Annotated in this window: 18 protein-coding genes, 2 tRNA genes and 1 other RNA gene; all 21 read left to right on the top strand. The window is 54.8% G+C overall.

Features of this window, described 5'->3' with window-relative positions; genetic code table 11:
• Window positions 1-1086, top strand: a complete 1086-nt coding sequence (gene rpoD, locus MOMUL_RS14115; protein WP_054935954.1) for an RNA polymerase sigma factor RpoD — start codon at window positions 1-3, stop codon at window positions 1084-1086.
• Window positions 1087-1155: 69 nt separating this feature from the next.
• Window positions 1156-1230, top strand: a tRNA-Asn gene (locus MOMUL_RS14110).
• A gap of 4 nt (window positions 1231-1234) precedes the next feature.
• A tRNA-Ile gene (locus MOMUL_RS14105) sits at window positions 1235-1309 on the top strand.
• 116 nt (window positions 1310-1425) lie between these two features.
• Window positions 1426-2157, top strand: coding sequence for a tRNA (adenine(22)-N(1))-methyltransferase (locus MOMUL_RS14100; protein WP_062285882.1), 732 nt, complete (start codon window positions 1426-1428; stop codon window positions 2155-2157).
• Window positions 2130-3242: a Nif3-like dinuclear metal center hexameric protein gene (locus tag MOMUL_RS14095; protein ID WP_062285880.1), complete on the top strand. Its 1113-nt coding sequence runs from the start codon at window positions 2130-2132 to the stop codon at window positions 3240-3242. The genes MOMUL_RS14100 and MOMUL_RS14095 overlap by 28 nt, the downstream gene beginning before the upstream one ends.
• Before the next feature lie 16 nt (window positions 3243-3258).
• Window positions 3259-3960: a zinc ribbon domain-containing protein gene (locus tag MOMUL_RS14090; RefSeq protein WP_062285878.1), complete on the top strand. Its 702-nt coding sequence runs from the start codon at window positions 3259-3261 to the stop codon at window positions 3958-3960.
• A gap of 319 nt (window positions 3961-4279) precedes the next feature.
• A complete protein-coding gene (locus MOMUL_RS14085; protein ID WP_062285875.1) occupies window positions 4280-4663 on the top strand; it encodes a type II toxin-antitoxin system HicB family antitoxin in 384 nt (127 codons plus the stop codon).
• Between the two features lie 85 nt (window positions 4664-4748).
• Window positions 4749-5197: RNase P RNA component class A (rnpB, locus tag MOMUL_RS14080), an RNA gene on the top strand.
• A gap of 37 nt (window positions 5198-5234) precedes the next feature.
• The gene (locus MOMUL_RS14075) at window positions 5235-5417 is read left to right on the top strand and encodes a hypothetical protein (protein WP_153018428.1); all 183 of its coding nucleotides are present in this window, start codon (window positions 5235-5237) and stop codon (window positions 5415-5417) included.
• Window positions 5418-5497: 80 nt separating this feature from the next.
• On the top strand, window positions 5498-6328 hold the full coding sequence (locus MOMUL_RS14070; RefSeq protein ID WP_062285872.1) for an SPL family radical SAM protein: 831 nt from the start codon (window positions 5498-5500) through the stop codon (window positions 6326-6328).
• Between the two features lie 10 nt (window positions 6329-6338).
• Window positions 6339-6899, top strand: coding sequence for a BMP family ABC transporter substrate-binding protein (locus MOMUL_RS14065; RefSeq protein WP_084785679.1), 561 nt, complete (start codon window positions 6339-6341; stop codon window positions 6897-6899).
• A 163-nt stretch (window positions 6900-7062) separates the two neighbouring features.
• Window positions 7063-8541: an efflux RND transporter periplasmic adaptor subunit gene (locus MOMUL_RS14060; protein ID WP_062285870.1), complete on the top strand. Its 1479-nt coding sequence runs from the start codon at window positions 7063-7065 to the stop codon at window positions 8539-8541.
• A gap of 5 nt (window positions 8542-8546) precedes the next feature.
• On the top strand, window positions 8547-9296 hold the full coding sequence (locus tag MOMUL_RS14055; RefSeq protein WP_062285867.1) for an ABC transporter ATP-binding protein: 750 nt from the start codon (window positions 8547-8549) through the stop codon (window positions 9294-9296).
• Window positions 9293-10507: an ABC transporter permease gene (locus MOMUL_RS14050; protein WP_062285864.1), complete on the top strand. Its 1215-nt coding sequence runs from the start codon at window positions 9293-9295 to the stop codon at window positions 10505-10507. The genes MOMUL_RS14055 and MOMUL_RS14050 overlap by 4 nt, the downstream gene beginning before the upstream one ends.
• 175 nt (window positions 10508-10682) lie before the next feature.
• Entirely contained in the window at window positions 10683-11468 is a 786-nt protein-coding gene (locus tag MOMUL_RS14045) for an IclR family transcriptional regulator (protein WP_064774449.1), read from the top strand.
• A gap of 190 nt (window positions 11469-11658) precedes the next feature.
• Complete coding sequence (locus MOMUL_RS14040) at window positions 11659-12285, top strand: hypothetical protein (RefSeq protein WP_062285859.1); 627 nt, start codon at window positions 11659-11661, stop codon at window positions 12283-12285.
• A 63-nt stretch (window positions 12286-12348) separates the two neighbouring features.
• A complete protein-coding gene (locus MOMUL_RS14035; protein WP_062285857.1) occupies window positions 12349-13176 on the top strand; it encodes an energy-coupling factor ABC transporter ATP-binding protein in 828 nt (275 codons plus the stop codon).
• Complete coding sequence (locus MOMUL_RS14030; protein WP_062285855.1) at window positions 13173-14018, top strand: energy-coupling factor transporter transmembrane component T family protein; 846 nt, start codon at window positions 13173-13175, stop codon at window positions 14016-14018. The genes MOMUL_RS14035 and MOMUL_RS14030 overlap by 4 nt, the downstream gene beginning before the upstream one ends.
• A 14-nt stretch (window positions 14019-14032) precedes the next feature.
• Window positions 14033-14881 (top strand): energy-coupling factor ABC transporter ATP-binding protein, encoded by an 849-nt coding sequence (locus tag MOMUL_RS14025; RefSeq protein WP_062285853.1) that lies wholly within the window; start codon window positions 14033-14035, stop codon window positions 14879-14881.
• Window positions 14882-14896: 15 nt separating this feature from the next.
• Window positions 14897-16237, top strand: a complete 1341-nt coding sequence (locus MOMUL_RS14020; RefSeq protein WP_062285851.1) for an amidohydrolase — start codon at window positions 14897-14899, stop codon at window positions 16235-16237.
• A 40-nt stretch (window positions 16238-16277) separates the two neighbouring features.
• Complete coding sequence (locus MOMUL_RS14015) at window positions 16278-17624, top strand: amidohydrolase family protein (protein WP_062285849.1); 1347 nt, start codon at window positions 16278-16280, stop codon at window positions 17622-17624.
• Window positions 17625-17892 lie beyond the last annotated feature (268 nt).

Here is a 17892-nt window from a genome sequence, read left to right as displayed (position 1 = left end):
GTGAAAGAAGAACAGCAAAAGCAAATAGTCAAGGAGCTGATCGAAAAGGGCAAGAGCCAGGGCTCCTTAACTTATCGCGAGATTATGGATGCCCTTCAGGGAATCGAACTCTCCCCCGAACAGATTGACGATATCTACGAGCAGTTAAGCCACATGGGGATTGAGGTAGTGCCTGAACCGGTGGAACTGGAAGCCCTGGAAAAGGAAGAAGGCGAAGCCGTCGACAGCGACCTCGATCTTTCGATTCCTGAAAACGTGGCCATCGACGACCCGGTGCGCATGTACCTGAAGGAAATCGGCCGGGTGCCCTTACTGACCCCGGAAGAAGAAATCGAGCTGGCCAAGAGGATGGAGCAGGGTGATGAAGAGGCCAAGCGCCGCCTGGCCGAAGCAAACTTACGCCTGGTGGTCAGCATCGCCAAACGCTACGTCGGCCGCGGCATGTTGTTTTTGGACCTCATCCAGGAAGGCAACTTGGGTTTAATCAAGGCCGTAGAGAAATTCGATTACCGCAAGGGCTACAAGTTCAGCACCTACGCCACCTGGTGGATCCGCCAGGCCATTACCCGGGCCATTGCCGACCAGGCGCGGACCATCAGGATCCCAGTGCACATGGTGGAAACCATCAATAAATTAATCCGGGTGCAGCGCCAGCTGCTCCAGGAGCTGGGCCGGGACCCCACTCCCGAAGAGATCGCCAGGGAAATGGATGTCCCCGTGGAGCGGGTACGGGAGATCATGAAAATCGCCCAGGAACCGGTATCCCTGGAGACACCCATTGGTGAAGAAGAAGACAGCCACCTGGGGGACTTCATCGAAGACGAGGACGCCCAGGCACCGGCCGATGCTGCTTCCTTTATGCTCCTCCGGGAGCAGCTGGAGGAAGTCCTGGATTCCCTGACGCCCAGGGAAAAGCGGGTTTTACGCCTGCGCTTCGGCCTGGATGACGGGCGGGCGCGTACCCTGGAAGAAGTGGGCCAGGAGTTTGGCGTCACCAGGGAACGCATCCGCCAGATTGAGGCCAAGGCCCTGCGCAAGCTCCGCCACCCCAGCCGCAGCAAGAAGCTGAAGGACTACCTGGAGTAACTTGCCGCCCTCGCCGCAACTTGAGGTTGACCGGGGCGGCATTCCGGGGTATAATATAAATGGTGGCTTTCCTCGGTAGCTCAATGGTAGAGCGCCCGGCTGTTAACCGGGTGGTTGCAGGTTCGAGCCCTGCCCGGGGAGCCAGAAAGGGCCCATAGCTCAACGGTAGAGCTGCCGGCTCATAACCGGTTGGTTCCTGGTTCGAATCCGGGTGGGCCCACCAAAAAAGGAAATAAGGCCAGCAGCGGAGGTCAGGAGGTGACCGTAGCGTGCTGGCTTTTTTAATTACATGGTTGCCCGTACCGCTTCGCGGGAACTCCAGGCAGGCAGGTGCATCTTTTGTCCTGGAAAATTAGCCGTTTTTCTCACTTGCCGGCTCGCCTCCGGGCCGTCGCTGCCCTGGTCCCGCCCGGCAGCACCGTGGCCGATATCGGCACCGACCACGCCTATCTTCCCCTGTACCTGGCAGGCAGCGGCCGCTGCCCGCGGGTGATCGCCGTGGAAGCGGCGCCGGGTCCTTACCAGCGCGCCCTGGCCGCCGTGGCGGCCGCCGGTCTTGAGGGGCGGGTGGAAGTGCGCCTGGGGGACGGCCTCACGCCCCTGCAGCCTGGGGAAGTAGACACGGTAACCATGGCCGGCCTGGGCGCCCTGACCCAGCAGAGGATCCTCGCCGCCCGGCCGGAAGTACGGCAGAAGTTACAACGCTTGGTCCTCCAGCCCCAGGGGGAGGCCGGGCCACTGCGCCGCTATCTCGCCTCCGCTGGTTGGTACTTATATAACGAAGAGCTTGTTTACGACTCCGGCCATTATTATATCATCCTGGCCGCCTGCCAGGGTGAGAGCCCGGCCTACAGCGACCTGGAGTGGAGGATAGGGCCCCTCCTGCTGCAGCGCCGTCACCCCCTGCTGCGGGGTTATCTCTTGCATAAGATGGAAACACTAACAGCAGCCGCCCGGCAGCTGGCTGCCGGCCGGGGGACGCGGGCCCGGGAGCGGCGGGAGGATTTAAGCCGGCAGCTGGAAGAGATAAGGGAGGTACTGGCATGGCTGCCAAATGCGGCGAAATCATAGCCATCATGGAAGCCCTGGCCCCGCCGGAACTGGCGGCGGAATGGGATAACGTCGGTCTCATGCTGGGCTCGCCGGAAGCGGAAGTCCGCCGGGTCCTGGTCTGCCTGGACGTCACCATGGCGGTAGCCGCCGAAGCTACCGCCCGGGGGGCCAATCTCATTATCAGCCATCACCCCCTCTTTTTCCGCCCCCTCAAATCCTTACGCTTTGACGAAGCCCGGGGCGAGCTGGTCCGCCGCCTCATCCAGGACAACATCATGGTCTACTCGGCCCATACCAATTTAGACAGCGCCGACCTCGGCGTCAGCTACCACCTGGCGGTAAAGCTGGAACTGGAAGACATCCAGGTCCTCCTGCCCACCCGCCGGGAAAAGTATTATAAGCTGGTGACCTTTGTGCCCGAGGACCATGAAAAGGTCGTGCGGGAAGCCATTACCCGGGCCGGGGCCGGCTGGATCGGCAATTATTCTGACTGTACTTTCCGGGTGGCCGGCACCGGCACCTTCCGGCCCCTGGCCGGCACCAGGCCCTATATAGGCCAGGAAGGGAAGGTCACGGAGGTCAAAGAATACCGCCTGGAGACCATTATCCCCACCGGCAGGCTCAAGGAAGTCCTCCAGGCCCTGCTGCAGGCCCACCCTTACGAAGAAGTAGCCTACGACATCTACCCCCTGGCCAACGAAGGCCCGGCCCGGGGCATCGGCCGCCTTGGAATCTTACCCCAGGCCGTGTCCCTGGAGGAATTTGCCCTGCAGGTGAAAGAACGCCTGGGGGCAGCCCGGGTCAACGTGGTGGGGGACAGGGAACGCAAGGTGAAGAAGGTGGCCGCCTGCGGCGGCGCTGGCAGCGACGTCATGACCACCGCCCGGGCTGCCGGGGCCGACGTCCTGGTCACTGGGGATTTAAAGTTCCACGAAGCCCAGGCCGCCGCCGGTATAGGCCTGGCGGTAATCGACGCCGGCCACTTCGCCACCGAGAGGATCATCGTCCCGGCCCTGGTGACCTACCTGGAGGAACAATTACAGGAGCGCGAAGTTATGGTCCTGGCTTCCCAGAAAGAGCAGGAACCCTGGTACGTACTCTAAATACGGGGGGATCGGTATGGGTCTCAGCAAGCTGTGGGAGTTACAGGAAATGCAGCTCCGCCTCCAGGAACTGCAGCGCCAGCTGCACACATCCGCCCTGGCCCGGGAGCTGAAAAGGGAAAAAGAGCGGCTGGAAGCCTGCCAGGAAACAGTGCGGGCGAGAATGCAGGAACGGGAAGAATTAAGGCGGCAGGTCGCTGCCCTGGAAAGGGCCTGCCAGGACCTGGCGGCCAGGAAGAAGCAGTTGGAAGGAAAACTCTACAGCGGCGAGACCAGCAATCCCAAAGAATTAAACAACATTCAACATAAAATAGATACCACCGCCGGCGAGCTGGCCCGGGAAGAAGAAAGGGCAATGGAGCTGGCCCTGCAGCAGGAGCAGCTTGAAGAATGGCTAAAGGAAAATGTTAGTAAGCTCCAGGCCGATAAGGCCGCCTACCGGGAAAAACTGGCCCGGTACCGCACCTGGCGCGAAGGCCTGCAGCAGGAGATGGACGTCCTGGCGGTCAATGCCGCCCAGCTGGAAGGGGAGATCGACCCCAAACTGCTCACCCTTTACAGCGACCTGCAGCGCCGCCTGGGGACAAAGGCCCTGGCCCGGGTAGTCAAGGGGACCTGCAGCGGCTGCCACCTGGTCGTCCCGCCCGTCCTCCTCCGGGAAGCCCGTGCCGGCAAATTTATTTACTGCGAAAGCTGCGGCCGGTTATTGCTGCCGTGAACACCACCGGATTATACTTCATTGACATCATATGCAATATCGTATATAATGTAAATAGAGGCGATAACTGGTGACGAAAAGAGAAAAAATCTTAGAGAAAATTAAACAGAATCCTCGGAATGTTAGTTTCGATGATCTTGATAGAATACTGCGGCAGCACGGTTTCAAATGCAGACAACCCGGTAGCGGAAGTAGTCATTATACGTATTTAAAAGATGATATAAGAATAACCCTTCCCAAACAAAATCCTATGAGGCCAGTCTATGTGAAGATGACACTAAAAGCGATAGAAGAAATAGAAGAGTAAAGGGTGTTCATAATGAAAGATTTATCTTATTATCTTAACCTTGATTATCCCTTTATAGTCAAGCCCCTTCCTCAAGAAGAAGGGGGCGGTTATGTTGTAGAATATCCTGATCTACCGAATTGTATAGGAACTGGAGATACTATAGAAGAAGCTATTAGTATGGCTATGGATGCAAGAAAGTGCTGGATCGAGGCCAGTTTAGAAGAAGGGTTACCCGTTCCAGAACCTAGCATCCAAAGGGATCCCCTGGCTGAATATAGTGGGCGCTTTCCCCTGCGTATGCCTAAAAGCCTTCACAAGATGATATTAGAAAACGCAAAAAAGGAAGGCGTAAGCGCCAACCAGTATTTAATTCATTTGATAAGTTTAAGTATCGGCAAGACGGCAAAAGGCTAAACTTCTAACTCTTAACAATGCCTTGACAGATTACCATAAAGGGTGTTATATTTAAATCCGCTAAAGAAAAGTGGATAAGTGCTTTTGAGTAAACCAGATGGTCGCGGGCGATAAGCGCGCCGGGCGCGCTTATCGCCTGAGGAAAGTCCGAGCTCCACAGGGCAGGGTGCTGGATAACGTCCAGTGGGGGCGACCCCAAGGATAGTGCCACAGAAACAGACCGCCCCGCACTCAACTCGACAGTTGGACCTCTTTCACTATAAGCGAACCTGATGTTTTAAATTCAGGTTTGTATATAAAAGTTTTCATCTGTCGAGTTGAGTGCGGGGTAAGGGTGGAAAGGTGAGGTAAGAGCTCACCAGCGGTTAGGCGACTAACCGGCTCGGTAAACCCCACCTGGAGCAAGACCGAATAGGGGGACAATAGGGGTGGCCCGCCCCGTCCCCGGGTAAGGTCGCTGGAGGCGCCAGGCAACTGGCGTCCTAGATAGATGACCATCCAAGACAGAACTCGGCTTACAGGTTTGCTCAAAAGCGCTTTTTTTATTACTTATAGACTGCTGGCCGGAGTTATGGCTCACTCAGTAAGCCGCGCTTCATTTATCGCTGGCAAGGAAACAGTATATCACTTGCGGACCCTGGACTGGCTGAACGAAAATACAGGCGAGGACCAGGCATTTTTCGGCGTGGAAATCAAGCTGGTGCGCATAGATACTTCCCGGCCTGCCCCCTTTAATCCAGGAGTACAGCTTTAGGTTCACTATTGATCGTAATACCTACAGGGGAATTATTTTTTAGACCTCCCAAAACTAAAAAGGACTGAAGCCACTTAAAAATGCCTGAAACTGCGCTACAACGAACCTATTGTAAAACAGCCCTCAACAGGACCGGTATCCCAGGTTATTGCTACTGCCTGAACCCTTATTTTGGCTGTTCCCACGGATGCCATTATTGCTACGCGGACACGGTGCTCCGTTTCTCTAATCGCTCGGAGAAATGGGGCGAATTTGTAGCCGCTAAAGAGAACTTCCCGGAAGTCTTGAGGCGCGAGCTGCGGCGGAGGCGAGCGCCCCTGGGCAGGACTATCCTGGGTACCGTTACAGATGCCTACCAGCCCGCGGAAGCAGAGTTCGGCCTTACCAGGGCCTCCCTGGAAGTCTTTGCAGAGGAATGGCCGGACGTAGAGATTGACCTGCTCACCAAGTCCGACCTTGTGGTACGGGACGTGGATTTGCTCAAGGAACTCAAGAATTGCTCCGTCGGTTTTACAGTAACTACTCCCGATGATGCCGCTGCGGGCGTGCTGGAGCCCGGGGCCGCTCCGCCGTCGGCGCGCCTCAAGGCCGCAGGACGGCTTGTTGCTGAAGGTATAAACGTATGGGCTTTCATAGCGCCCGTCCTTCCCGGGGTGAGTGATGCCCCGGGGGCGCTGGAAGAGCTTATAGCTGTTTTAAGAGGCGCCGGGGTCAGGGAAGTCTATCTTGATCCTTTGAACCCGTACCAGGCCGCGGTAAAGCGTCTCAGAGTTACCTACCGGGCAAGGTTCCCCCAGGCGCTAAAACACCTGGAACGGTATCTATCTAACCCTCGAGAGTATCTACAACCACTAAGGGGGAGGGTGGGGTCTCTTTCGCGCAAGTACGGGTACGACTTAAAGCTTAGTTAAGCGGTGACAGCTGGGTAGCCCGCAGCAGGAGACCGCGGCCGATTTTCCCAAGACCACCTTTGCCTACGGCACCGGATACCAGACGGCGCCCAACATCTTTGCCTATGATCCCCAGGCCCAGGAAGGCGGGTATCTGTTGGGGATACTGGCGGCCATGATGACCAAATCCGGGATTACGGGAATTGTAGGCCCGGTAGAATCCGGGGATGCCATCAAGTACAACTACGGCTTCCAGCAGGGCGTGGCGGCCGCCAAACCTGAAGTCAAGGTCCGCATTGCCTACACCGGTTCCTTTAACGATATCGTAGGCGCGGGAGAGCTGGCCAAGGTGCATATGGATGCCGGCGCCGACATTCTGACGGGTTCTTCCCAGCAGGCCGTGGGCGCCATACGGGCGGTAGCCGGGCGCAGCGGTAAGTACTGGCTGTCCACCGATATGGATCAAAGGGCGCGGGAGATTACGCGTAATCCCTCCGTACTGGTGGCGGCCTATCCCGCACGAGGGCTGGATATAGGAGCCACTGAATACGTCCGCCTGAAGCTCATGGAAGCCAGGGACAACCCGGTTTAAGGGCCCAAGCGGGTTTCAGGCTGTTGGCCAGGCAGCAGGTCAACAGCCTTTCTTTTACGCCCGGGACAATTCTTAAGAATTTTTAAGGTTTAACCCCCGCTCTCCTGTTATAATTGGAAATTAGATATGACGGTAGCGCGGCAACAGGAGAGGGAGGTATGACATGACAGCAGGTGCAGTCCCTGTAGCGCACCCCCGGCCCAAAAGGCTTATGTGGCTGCTGGGGGTGGGCTTATTGTTGCTTTTAGGCGGCGCCTTCCTGTGGTGGTGGCAGGGGCGCCGGGCGCAGGTGACGTACATAACATTGCCCGCCAACCAGGGCAGCATCGTCAACACCGTTAACGCCGCCGGCACCATCGAGCCGGTCAAGAGCGTGAACCTGGGCTTCAAGAACAGCGGCATCATCAAAGCTATCTACGTCAAGCCCGGGGATGTGGTAAAAGCGGGCCAGGTCCTGGCCAGCCAGGACACCGCCGACCTGGAGGCGCAGCTGGCCCAGGCCCGGGCCAATCTCAACAACGCCCTGGCCAAACTGCAGCTCCTCGAGGCCGGTCCCCTGGCCACGGATATCGCCCAGGCGGAAGCCAACGTCGAAGCCGCCCAGGCGGCATATAACAACGCCCAGGCAACGGTAGAACGCAACCAGGCCCTCTACCAGGCCGGGGCCCTGTCCAAGGCCGAGCTGGACAGCGCCATCACCAACCGCGATTCGGCCGCCGCCAAGCTGCGCCAGGCCCAGGCGGCCCTGGAGGCCCTGAAAAACGGCAACCGGCCGGAAGACATTGCCGCCGCCCGGGCGCAGGTGGAGGCCGCCCGGGTGCAGGTTACCCTGGCCCAGAGCAACCTTGACAGCGCCCAGCTCCGCGCTCCCTGGGACGGCATCATCAGTGCCGTCAACGGCGAGGTAGGATACCGCGTGGGCAGCAGCACGGACAACGAGAACGCCAGCTTTATTAAGATGATCACCCCGGCCCTGCAGCTGCGGGCCCAGGTGAACGAAGCCGACATCAACAAGGTAAAGATCGGCCAGAAGGCTACCTTCACCGTCAACGCCCTACCCGGCCGGGAGATGTCGGGACAGGTGGCGTGGATCGCTCCCCAGGCCAGCACCGTATCCAATGTCCAGCTCTACGACGTGGTGATTTCCTTAGACCCGAACCTGCCCCTCAAGGCCGGCATGACGGCCAACGTCAACATCATCACCGCCCGGAAGGACAACGTCCTCACCGTGTCCAGGACGGCCATTACCTTTGCCGCCAGCAGCCAGGCCGGCGGCACGGCGGCGCCGGGTAGCGGCTCCGGCAACTCCGGCAACAGGGAAACGCTGCGCGGCGGGCAGGGGAGCGCCTCCCCCGCCACAGGAACGGGAGCAGGGAAAAGCGAGGCGGGCGCTGAAGAACCCGGTACCGGCCGGGCCGTAGTGCTGGTGCTGGAAAACGGCCGCCCGGTACCCCGCCAGATCGTCACCGGCGTGAGCGACGAGCGCAATGTCGAAGTAGTGAGCGGGCTGAAACCTGGCGAAGCGGTAATCATCGGCACCAGTACCCCCGGCAAGCCGGCCACCGGTACCACGGCAAGGTCGCCCTTAAGCCCCACCCCCATGCAGAACCGGCAGCCCAACAGGCCGGCCCAGGGGAGGTAGCAAGCGTGGGCGCGCCCGTAATCCAGCTGCAGGGTGTAACCAGGGTCTACGCGGCCGGTGAAAACCGCGTGCAGGCCCTGCGGGGTATCGACCTGGAAGTCGCCGCCGGGGAGATGGTGGCCATCATGGGCGCCTCCGGGTCGGGCAAATCCACCCTCATGCACATCCTGGGCTGCCTGGACAGACCCACCAGCGGCCGCTACCTGCTCCACGGCCAGGACGTCAGCAGGCTGGCGCCGGACCAGCTAGCCTACATCCGCAACCGGGAGATCGGTTTCGTCTTCCAGAGCTTCAACCTCATCGGCAACATGACCGCTTGGGAAAACGTCGCCCTGCCCCTGATCTACGCCGGCGTCTCCCGGCGGGAAATGCAAGCCCGCTCCCTTACCGCCCTGCGGCAGGTAGGGCTGGAGGGCCGGGAGCACCACCTGCCTACCCAGCTCTCCGGCGGCCAGCAGCAGCGGGTGGCCATCGCCCGCGCCCTGGTAAACGAGCCGGCCATCATCCTGGCCGATGAGCCCACCGGCGCCCTCGATACCCGGACGAGCGTCGAGGTGATGGCCATTTTCCAGCGACTGCACCGCGAGCGAGGCCTGACGGTCGTCATCGTCACCCATGAGCCCGACATCGCCGCCTACTGCCGGCGGCTGGTGCGCCTGCGCGACGGCCTGATCGTCGCCGATGAGGTCGTTGAACAGCCGCGGCAGGCGGAAAAAGAGCTGGCGGCACTGCCGGCAGGGGAGGGGAAAGAATGAATCTCAGGGCGGCACTGGCCGTAGCCTGGCGCGGGCTGCTGGCCAACAAGATGCGCTCATTACTGACCATGCTAGGCATCATCATCGGCGTGGCGGCGGTAATCGTCATGATCAGCATCGGCCAGGGCGCGACGGCCCAGGTGACTGAACGGATAGCCCGCATGGGGTCCAATCTCCTGCTGGTCCGGCCGGGGACGGGGTTCGGCGCCGTCCGGGGCGCTGCCGGGACGGTCAATACCCTCACCCTGGACGACGCCACGGCCATCGCCAGCTTGCCCCTGGTGCAGAACGTCGCCCCGGAGATCAACCAGCAGGTCACGGCAGCCGCCGGCAGCCAGACCTGGACCACGACTGTCAAAGGTACCAGCGCCTCTTACCCGGAGATTAGAAACCTGCCCGTGGCAGCAGGCTCCTTTTTCACCGCGGAAGACGTCGCCCAGGCCGCTCTGGTAGCCGTGTTGGGGCCGACGGTAGAAGCCAACCTCTTTCCTAACGGCACCAGCGCCGTCGGCCAGACCATCACCCTCAACAACCTCCGGTTTACCGTGATCGGCGTCCTGGCGCCCCAGGGCAGCGGGATGGGGGGCGCTGATCAGGACGATATGGTTTACATCCCAGTCACCACGGCGCAGCGGCGCTTCACCGGCAGGCACAACGTCCAGGTCATCAACGTCCAGGCCCGGGACGCCGAAAGCCTCAATACGGTGCAGGACGAGGTAGCCGCCCTGCTGCGGCTGCGGCACCACCTCAGCCCGCAGCAGGCCGACGACTTTACCATCCAGAACATGACGGCCATCATGGAGACCGTGGCCGATACGACGAAGACCATGACCTTGCTGCTGGCCAGCGTGGCGGCGGTTTCCCTGCTGGTAGGCGGCATCGGCATCATGAACATCATGCTGGTGTCCGTCACCGAGCGCACCCGGGAGATCGGCATCCGCATGGCCGTCGGCGCCACCAGCGGGGCCATCCTGACCCAGTTTCTCATTGAGGCCCTGGTCCTGAGCCTGGCCGGCGGCGTGATCGGGATGCTCGCCGGCCTTACCGGCAGCCGCCTGGTTTCCGTTCTAGCCGGCTGGCCGGCGGTCATCGCCCCGGCCTCCATCTTGCTGGCCATCGGTTTTTCGGCCATGGTGGGGATTTTCTTCGGCTACTACCCGGCCCGCAAGGCCGCCACCGCCAACCCCATCGAAGCCCTGCGGTATGAATGAGCTTAAAAAGCAGCCCCCTGCAGTCACAGGGGGCTGAATTTATGTGCGCCCGGCATGGGCTATATTTTTCGTAAGTTAATCATATCCCTAGAAGGAAAACAGGTTCTTTACGTCGAACTGATACAAAAAAGAACGTAGTTCTTATTTGCGAAACAAGGGGGGATGTTTGATTTTGATGGCCGGCGGTCACGGCAAGATTTTAGAAACTTTACAGCGTGCCTTAAATCTTTTACAGCTTTTTACTTTAGATAAGCCTGACTGGGGGATCACTGAATTAGCATCAAAGCTTAAGCTGAACAAAAGTGTGATCCACAGAATCCTTTATACGCTTTATATCAATGGTTTTGTTGAGCAGGACGCTGTTACCAAAAAATATCGTTTGGGTCTTAAATTTTTTGAACTGGGCACAGTGGTGGCAGAAGGAATGAACCTGAGGAAAACAGCCCATCCCGTTATGGAGGAGCTCTTCCGGCAGACGGGGGAAACGATAATGTTAATAGTTGTGGATGGGTTAAATTGCCTTTGCATAGATAAAATCGAAAGCACTGAAGGAATTAAATGTACTTCCCGCATTGGACGTAGAACCCCACTTTACGCAGGTTTTTCTAAAGTTCTTCTCGCGTATCTCCCGGAAGATAAACTGCAGCAAGTGATAAGAAATGGGCTACAGCAATTCACAAAAAATACACCCACAAACCCTCAACTTTTATTAAGTCAGTTGGATGAGATAAGGAAAAAAAATTATGTCATAACCAGGGGAGAAATGGATGAGGGATCGTTAGGGATCGGGGTCCCCATACGTGATTTCACCGGAGCGGTGGTGGGTGCCGTTTGTGTGGTTGGCCCTGAATTCAGGATGGACTCCAAAATAAATGAGCTTTTGGAGTTATGCTGCTCTGCTGCGGAGAAAATTTCTCGGCAAATGGGATTCAATAACCGGGCTGTGCTGGGCAACTGCTAGCTTGGTCAGCCTGCGGCCCGGATGTTGGATAAAAGTTTTTAGGAAAGAAGGTGTAAAGGAATAAAGATTGAGATTCTTAGATTTTTGACAAGGAGGTAAATGCAGCAAGCTTTTTTAACGTGAACTATAGCGTGTAAGCGTCTATAGTGTTGGGAGGTAATTTTAATGTGTAAACGAGGAGGTATCGACGATGAGCCTATTTAAAGTGCAAAAAATGGAATTTCCCAAGCTTAAACCAGCTTACCTGGCAGCTCTGATACCTACAGCTGTGGCAATCAATTTTGCAGGAACTGCTATCCGCCAGGGATTGGGGGTGCCTTTGTTTTTAGATAGCGGCGGCACTATTTTAGTTTCATTTATTGCCGGTCCATGGTACGGGGCATTATGCGCGGTATTACAATCCATTGTCCGGGCGTTATTGATGAACCCGATGATGATCTTCAGTTTTCCTCCGACGGTATTAGTTGCCCTGTTTTATGGTTATGCTGCGAGGTACGGGATCACCCGGACCTGGCCGGGCCTTATATTGCTTTTAATCATTTCCCAGCCTTTTACTGCTGCTGCCAGTGCCTTTGTATTCACTTATATTTATGGGGGCTTTTCCGGTTCGGCTCTGGACATTCTGAGTGCGGTGTTTATTAAATCTACGGGTAAAATTTTTACGGGTACGTTTATAAGTCAAAATATAACCGGCTTTATTGATAAAATAGTTCTTGTGAGCTTAGTTATGGCTATTTTAAAGGCCCTACCGCCACAATATCGCGTCCTGACCCCGATAGCCCAAAAATCCGCGAAAGAAGAGGACTTGAGCTTATAAAACCAGGGGGAGGTTCAATGCCTCCCCGTTCCTCTCATATCTTTTTTAGGGGGAACGCTAGGTATGGCTAAAGTAGCTGAAGTAGTTAATTTGCGCTACGTGTATCCGGGGGGAGTGGAAGCATTAAAGAGTATCAATCTGGTCTTAGAAAAAGGCACCAAAGTAGCGATTATAGGGCAGAACGGCAGCGGTAAAACCACCTTGGCCAAACATTTCAATGGCCTTTTAAAACCTACTTCCGGCAAAGTTTTTGTCAACGGCATCGATACGGCCACCAAAAGTACCGGCGAGCTTGCCCGTTATGTGGGCTATGTGTTTCAAAACCCCAATCATCAATTGTTTAGCAAAACCGTCAAGGAAGAGATAGAGTTCGGTTTAAAAAATATCGGTTTGAAGGGCGAGGCCTTGAGGGAACGGTTAATTGAGACCCTGGATTTTTTTGGTTTAAGGCCGCTGGCTTTCAAACAGCCTCTATCTTTCAGCAGCGGTGTCCGTAAACTGGTGGCGCTGGCATCGGTATATGCAATGCGCCCGCCCATCCTCTTTTTGGATGAGCCTACTACCGGACAAGACCATCCGGGCAAGGTAAAAATAGGCCAGATGATCGAAAAAATGGCCCATGAAGGCCATACCATTGTTGTTATAACCCATGATATGAACTTTGTCTCCAGATTTACAGAAAGAGTTGTGGTGATGGCTCAAGGCGAAATTATCCGCGATGGTACTCCCGCTGAAATTTTTGCCGATCGGGAGACGATGGAAAAGGCCCATATCGAACCACCCCAGATTTTCGCCCTGGCCAGGAAGCTGGCGGAGGACGGTATAGAAATCAATGCTCTCAGTCCCAGGGAAATGGCGGCAGCCTTTGTGAGCAGGGGGTTAACCGGATGAAGAATATCACCCTTTATCAGCCTGGAAATTCCATTTTTCATTACTGTGACAGTAGAACAAAGCTAGTTTTGATTCTTTGTTTTGCAGTCCTGGCATTTTTATATTTTAATCCCCTGATTCCTTTGGCCTTAATGCTGGTTGTTCTAGTTTTGAACGTAGTGGCCACAAAGAGCTATGCTTTAACCAATGCTTTAACCAAATTGTTTCTAATCATAATCCTTTTCTTTTTGGTCATCCATGGCTTTACCAACCCTTTAGGTAAAACACCCGCTGTTTTTTGGGGACACCCTCTGACTATCCCCTTTTTTGGCACCTACACCCTAGAAGGGGCTTATTACGGTCTCACTTTTGGTTTCAGGATCGCCACCGTAGCTCTCATTACCCTGCTCTATGTATCAACTACCCATCCCATAGAGGTGGTCAGGGGGCTAGTCAAGCTGGGCCTCCCCTATAACTTTGGCTTTATGATCTTAATGTCCTTACAGCTTATTCCTATCAGCAATCGAGAAGCCAAAACAATCATTTCCGCCCAGCGTGCCAGGGGACTGGTGGAGCACAATTTATGGGAAAAATTAAAAAGTCTGGTTCCTTTATTTGTACCATTGGTAGTAAGTTCTCTAGAAAGAATGGAGACCATGGCCATGGCTCTGGAGGCCAGGGGCTTTGGTTATACTGAACATCCCACCCAACTTCATGAAGTAAAATTTACTGCTAGAGATATAATTATTATCGCCAGCGCTATCATTCTGTTGGTTATTGGCTTAGTGTTGCGCTTCAAATATGGGAGGCTGAGTTGGATCGATCATCTTAACAGCTGGGGAAACATTTTCTGGCCGGGTTAAGGGGGTTAGTGAGAATGAAAGCGGCTTTGACATTTAACAATGTATCTTACCGTTACCCGGATAGCCAAGAAATGGCCCTTAAAGGTATTAACCTTACCGTTACTGAGGGAGAATTCGTCGGAATAATAGGACCCAACGCCGCGGGAAAAAGTACTTTGTGCCGGGCTGCCAATGGTTTGATCCCTCATTCATTCAGCGGCGATTTGGAAGGAGATATTTATGTAAATGGCATTAATACCAAAGAAAAGAAGCCCGCCCAGCTGGCGGAGTATGTAGGCTTGGTTTTTGCCGATCCGGAAGCCCAGCTGTCGCAAATGACCGTCTGGGAGGAGGTGGCCTTTGGGCCGGCTAACCTGGGAATCCCGCGCGAGGAGATTTTTAAGAGAGTGGATTTAATGCTCGGTTTATTAAAGATAGAAAAAATGCGGGACCGCTCTCCCTTTAACCTGTCGGGAGGGGAACAGCAAAAAGTGGCTATTGCCTCGGTTTTGGCCATGGAGCCCCGCATTCTGGTGCTGGATGAACCCACCTCCAACCTGGATCCCCGGGGAACAGCGGAAGTTTTTGCCGCCGTGAAAGAGTTGAATAAAAAGCAAAACATTACCGTTATAATGGTAGAACACGAAGTAGAATTATTGGCGGAGCATGCCGATCGCATAATTTTTATGGATCATGGTCAAATTCTCCTGGACGGACCGCCCGGAGAAGTATTCCGGCAGGTGGAACTAATCCAGAAGACGGGGATGAATATTCCCCAGGTGACAGAAGTTGCCCAAATTCTTGATAAAGAATACGGGGTGTGGGGAAATAAACCATATCCGGTAACCATTGAGGAATTATATGCCTGTCTTAGGAACAATTGAAAGGTGGCAGCAGCAGTGTCTCCCAAGGACGATGTCGTAATAAAGAATTGCTCTTACTTACAACCCGATTTTGCTGTTGCTAAGGCAAAAAATATTTATATAAGTAGGGGGCGGATCAGGGCCATTGCTGATGCAGGGGAGGAGATACCGCCTGATGCGGAGGTCATCAAAGGCGACGGAAAACTGGTCATCCCGGGCCTGGTCGATGCCCATACCCACGTAGCCCAGCAGTTTCTGAGGGGCAGGACGCTGGATGAATTTCCTATGGTTTGGGCCAGGATTTTAGTCCCTTATGAAAGCAATTTAACGGCTGATGATGTCTACTGGAGCACTAAACTTGCCTGCCTGGAAATGATCAAGTCAGGTACCACTTCTTTTGCCGATTCCGGGGGTCCGTTTATGGAAAAGGCCATCATGGCTATTGTGGAATCGGGGCTACGGGCGGCAGTTACAAGATCGACCATGGATATGGGGGCCTTTGTCCCAGACAATATGCGCCATAGTGTTGAGGACAACCTTAAAATGACCGAAACCCTTTACCGGCAGTACCATAATACGGGTGAAGGGCGGATTAAAATTTGGTTTGGCTTGCGGTCTTTGTTAACCTGTTCGCGGGAGCTGATTAAAGAAACGGCGGCCATATCCAGGTCGCTGGCTACGGGAGTACACATGCATTTCACAGAACACCGGGATGAGGTCAGTTATTGCCTTGAGAATTATAAGCTGCGCCCGGCCGAATACCTGCAATCTTTGGGGCTGCTTGGCCCTAACCTGCTGACTGCCCATAACGTGATTCTGGCGGAAAAGGAATTGGAACTGCTGAAGGAGTATGGCGTCAAAGTGGTGCATTGTCCCCGGAGCAACTTGGGAAACCACGGTTTTCCCAAAACGCCAAGGATGCTACAGATGGGAATTTCAGTGGGGCTAGGCAGCGATGGTGCTGCTGCGTCCAGCCTGAGCCTGTTCGATGAGATGCGGGTTTTCCGCTCCGGCATTCACGCCTTCTGGGGGCTGCCTTACTTTGATCCGGTGGTCATGCCAGCTAAAGAATTGCTGAAGATGGCGACTCTTGGTGGGGCCAATGCCCTTCTTCTAGGTGAGGAAACGGGGAGTATCGAGGTGGGGAAAAAGGCTGATTTGGCTTTAATAAACATCGATCAACCCCATCTTCAACCCACCTATAATTTGGTCAACACCCTGGTGGAAGCAGCAACTTCCAAAGATATTTCAGACCTGATCATTGACGGAAAAGTGGTGATGAAGGAGCGCTCCGTTCTGACTCTGGATGAGGAGGAAATCATGTTTGAGTCCCAAAAGAGGTTCCGGGAATTGGGAATAAGAGCGGGGCTGTTATAATCGGGTTGGCATCAAATTTATTGCTGAATGAGGTGGAGATATGGAGCTTCAGGAAAAGAAAAAATGTACATTACTTATTAAGAACTGTATAGTTTTGCTACCTGATTGTTCATTCCTGGAGGGAGCTTCCATCGCCATAAATGATGACCGCATTGTCGAGTTGGGCCCGACAAATTTGGTGGAAGCAGCTTTTAGTGCCAGTGAAGTAATCGACGCCGGAGGGAAAGTGGCCATACCGGGGATGGTTGATTGCCATACCCACACTGTACAGCAGTTTTTAAGGGGAAGTGTGGTGGACGAGCCACCTATAGTATGGATAAGAATTCTGGTGCCCTATGAAGCCAAATTAAATGAAAAGGACAGGTACCACGCGGCCCGCCTGGCGTGCCTGCAGATGCTCAAAGCCGGTATAACTACTTTTGCCGATTCGGGCACTGGGGACATGGTTCCGGTAATCCAAGCTGTCCAGGAAATGGGTCTACGGGCTGCCATAACCAGGATGACCAGGGATGAAGGCGATTTTATTCCTCCTATTTTCAAGAGCCCGGCAGAAGTGGCTGTCAAAAAGAACGAGGAACTTTACAAACAATTTCATGGCAGCGGCAACGGCAGGATAAGCATCTGGTTTTCCGTTACCAGCCCCATGACCACTTCGCCAAAACTGGCCAGTTTGGTGGCCGAAGCAGCCAGGGAGTATCATACGGGGATTCACATCCATTTGGCGGAACACCTGGATGAAGTTAAACAGTGCCTTGCTCAACGGGGGATGCGGCCTCCCTTTTATCTGGATTCCTGCGGCCTTTTGGGTCCCAATGTAATTGCAGCCCACTGCGTGCAGATCTCGGATTTTGATATTCGTCTGCTGGCGGAAAGGGGAGTCAATATTATTCACTGCCCCTGTGCCAATTTAGGTAATCAGGGATTTCCGAAACTCTTGGCGGAAAGAGCGGCAGGGATCAACATCGGCCTGGGAAACGATGGTGCTCATACAGCTAACCTGGATCTCTTTTTCCAGATGCAGCTTTTAAAATATGCAGCTCAGGCCTCTTTTGGCATCCCTATTTTCGAGCCGGTGGTGCTGCCGGTGGTAGAAGCTTTTCAAATGGCTACTATCAATGGGGCAAAAGCCTTGATGTTAGAAGAGCAAATAGGAACCCTGGAGGTTGGGAAAAAAGCCGATATAGTTTTGCTGGACATCAGCCAGCCCCATATCTCGCCTAACAGGAACCTGTTAAATACTCTGGTTATGGTGGGTTCCGGAAGGGATGTCACCGATGTGGTCATTGACGGCCGGGTAATACTGAAAAATAGAGAATTTGTGTTTATTGACGAAGAAGAAGTAATCAGGTCGGCAACTGCCCAGCTTAATGATTTCTGGAATCGTTAAAGTTGGGTGAAACCAAAATTGTTTTGCGGCTACCCTTGACATGGACCCTCGCACCTGTGTTTCTACTGCCCCTTGCCAAATCAGGCTAACACGGGCATTCTCCATGTCAAGGGCCTCCGCTTCGAGTGAGCTTAAAAATTGAGCCCCCTGCCGTCACAGGGGGCTCAATTTATCTTCCCGGCGGAGGATAAGGACGTCGCCCTTGCGGTCGATGAGCTGTGCGGCGACAGTACTGCCGCCGGGATCTACCAGCAGATAGCAGCTGTTT

It is taken from the genome of Moorella mulderi DSM 14980 (genome assembly GCF_001594015.1).
Lineage (GTDB): Bacteria > Bacillota > DSM-521 > Neomoorellales > Neomoorellaceae > Neomoorella > Neomoorella mulderi.
Note: the sequence above shows the minus strand (reverse complement) of the source record. Positions and strands in the feature narration are given on the sequence as shown.

Excerpts from the sequence above, each read along its gene's own strand:
- MOMUL_RS14095 (WP_062285880.1), top strand. The coding sequence starts at position 2,130 with ATGGCTGCCAAATGCGGCGAAATCATAGCCATCATGGAAGCCCTGGCC.
- MOMUL_RS14090 (WP_062285878.1), top strand. The coding sequence starts at position 3,259 with ATGGGTCTCAGCAAGCTGTGGGAGTTACAGGAAATGCAGCTCCGCCTC.
- MOMUL_RS14085 (WP_062285875.1), top strand. The coding sequence starts at position 4,280 with ATGAAAGATTTATCTTATTATCTTAACCTTGATTATCCCTTTATAGTC.
- MOMUL_RS14075 (WP_153018428.1), top strand. The coding sequence starts at position 5,235 with ATGGCTCACTCAGTAAGCCGCGCTTCATTTATCGCTGGCAAGGAAACA.
- MOMUL_RS14070 (WP_062285872.1), top strand. The coding sequence starts at position 5,498 with ATGCCTGAAACTGCGCTACAACGAACCTATTGTAAAACAGCCCTCAAC.
- MOMUL_RS14060 (WP_062285870.1), top strand. The coding sequence starts at position 7,063 with ATGACAGCAGGTGCAGTCCCTGTAGCGCACCCCCGGCCCAAAAGGCTT.
- MOMUL_RS14050 (WP_062285864.1), top strand. The coding sequence starts at position 9,293 with ATGAATCTCAGGGCGGCACTGGCCGTAGCCTGGCGCGGGCTGCTGGCC.
- MOMUL_RS14045 (WP_064774449.1), top strand. The coding sequence starts at position 10,683 with ATGGCCGGCGGTCACGGCAAGATTTTAGAAACTTTACAGCGTGCCTTA.
- MOMUL_RS14040 (WP_062285859.1), top strand. The coding sequence starts at position 11,659 with ATGAGCCTATTTAAAGTGCAAAAAATGGAATTTCCCAAGCTTAAACCA.
- MOMUL_RS14035 (WP_062285857.1), top strand. The coding sequence starts at position 12,349 with ATGGCTAAAGTAGCTGAAGTAGTTAATTTGCGCTACGTGTATCCGGGG.
- MOMUL_RS14030 (WP_062285855.1), top strand. The coding sequence starts at position 13,173 with ATGAAGAATATCACCCTTTATCAGCCTGGAAATTCCATTTTTCATTAC.
- MOMUL_RS14025 (WP_062285853.1), top strand. The coding sequence starts at position 14,033 with ATGAAAGCGGCTTTGACATTTAACAATGTATCTTACCGTTACCCGGAT.
- MOMUL_RS14015 (WP_062285849.1), top strand. The coding sequence starts at position 16,278 with ATGGAGCTTCAGGAAAAGAAAAAATGTACATTACTTATTAAGAACTGT.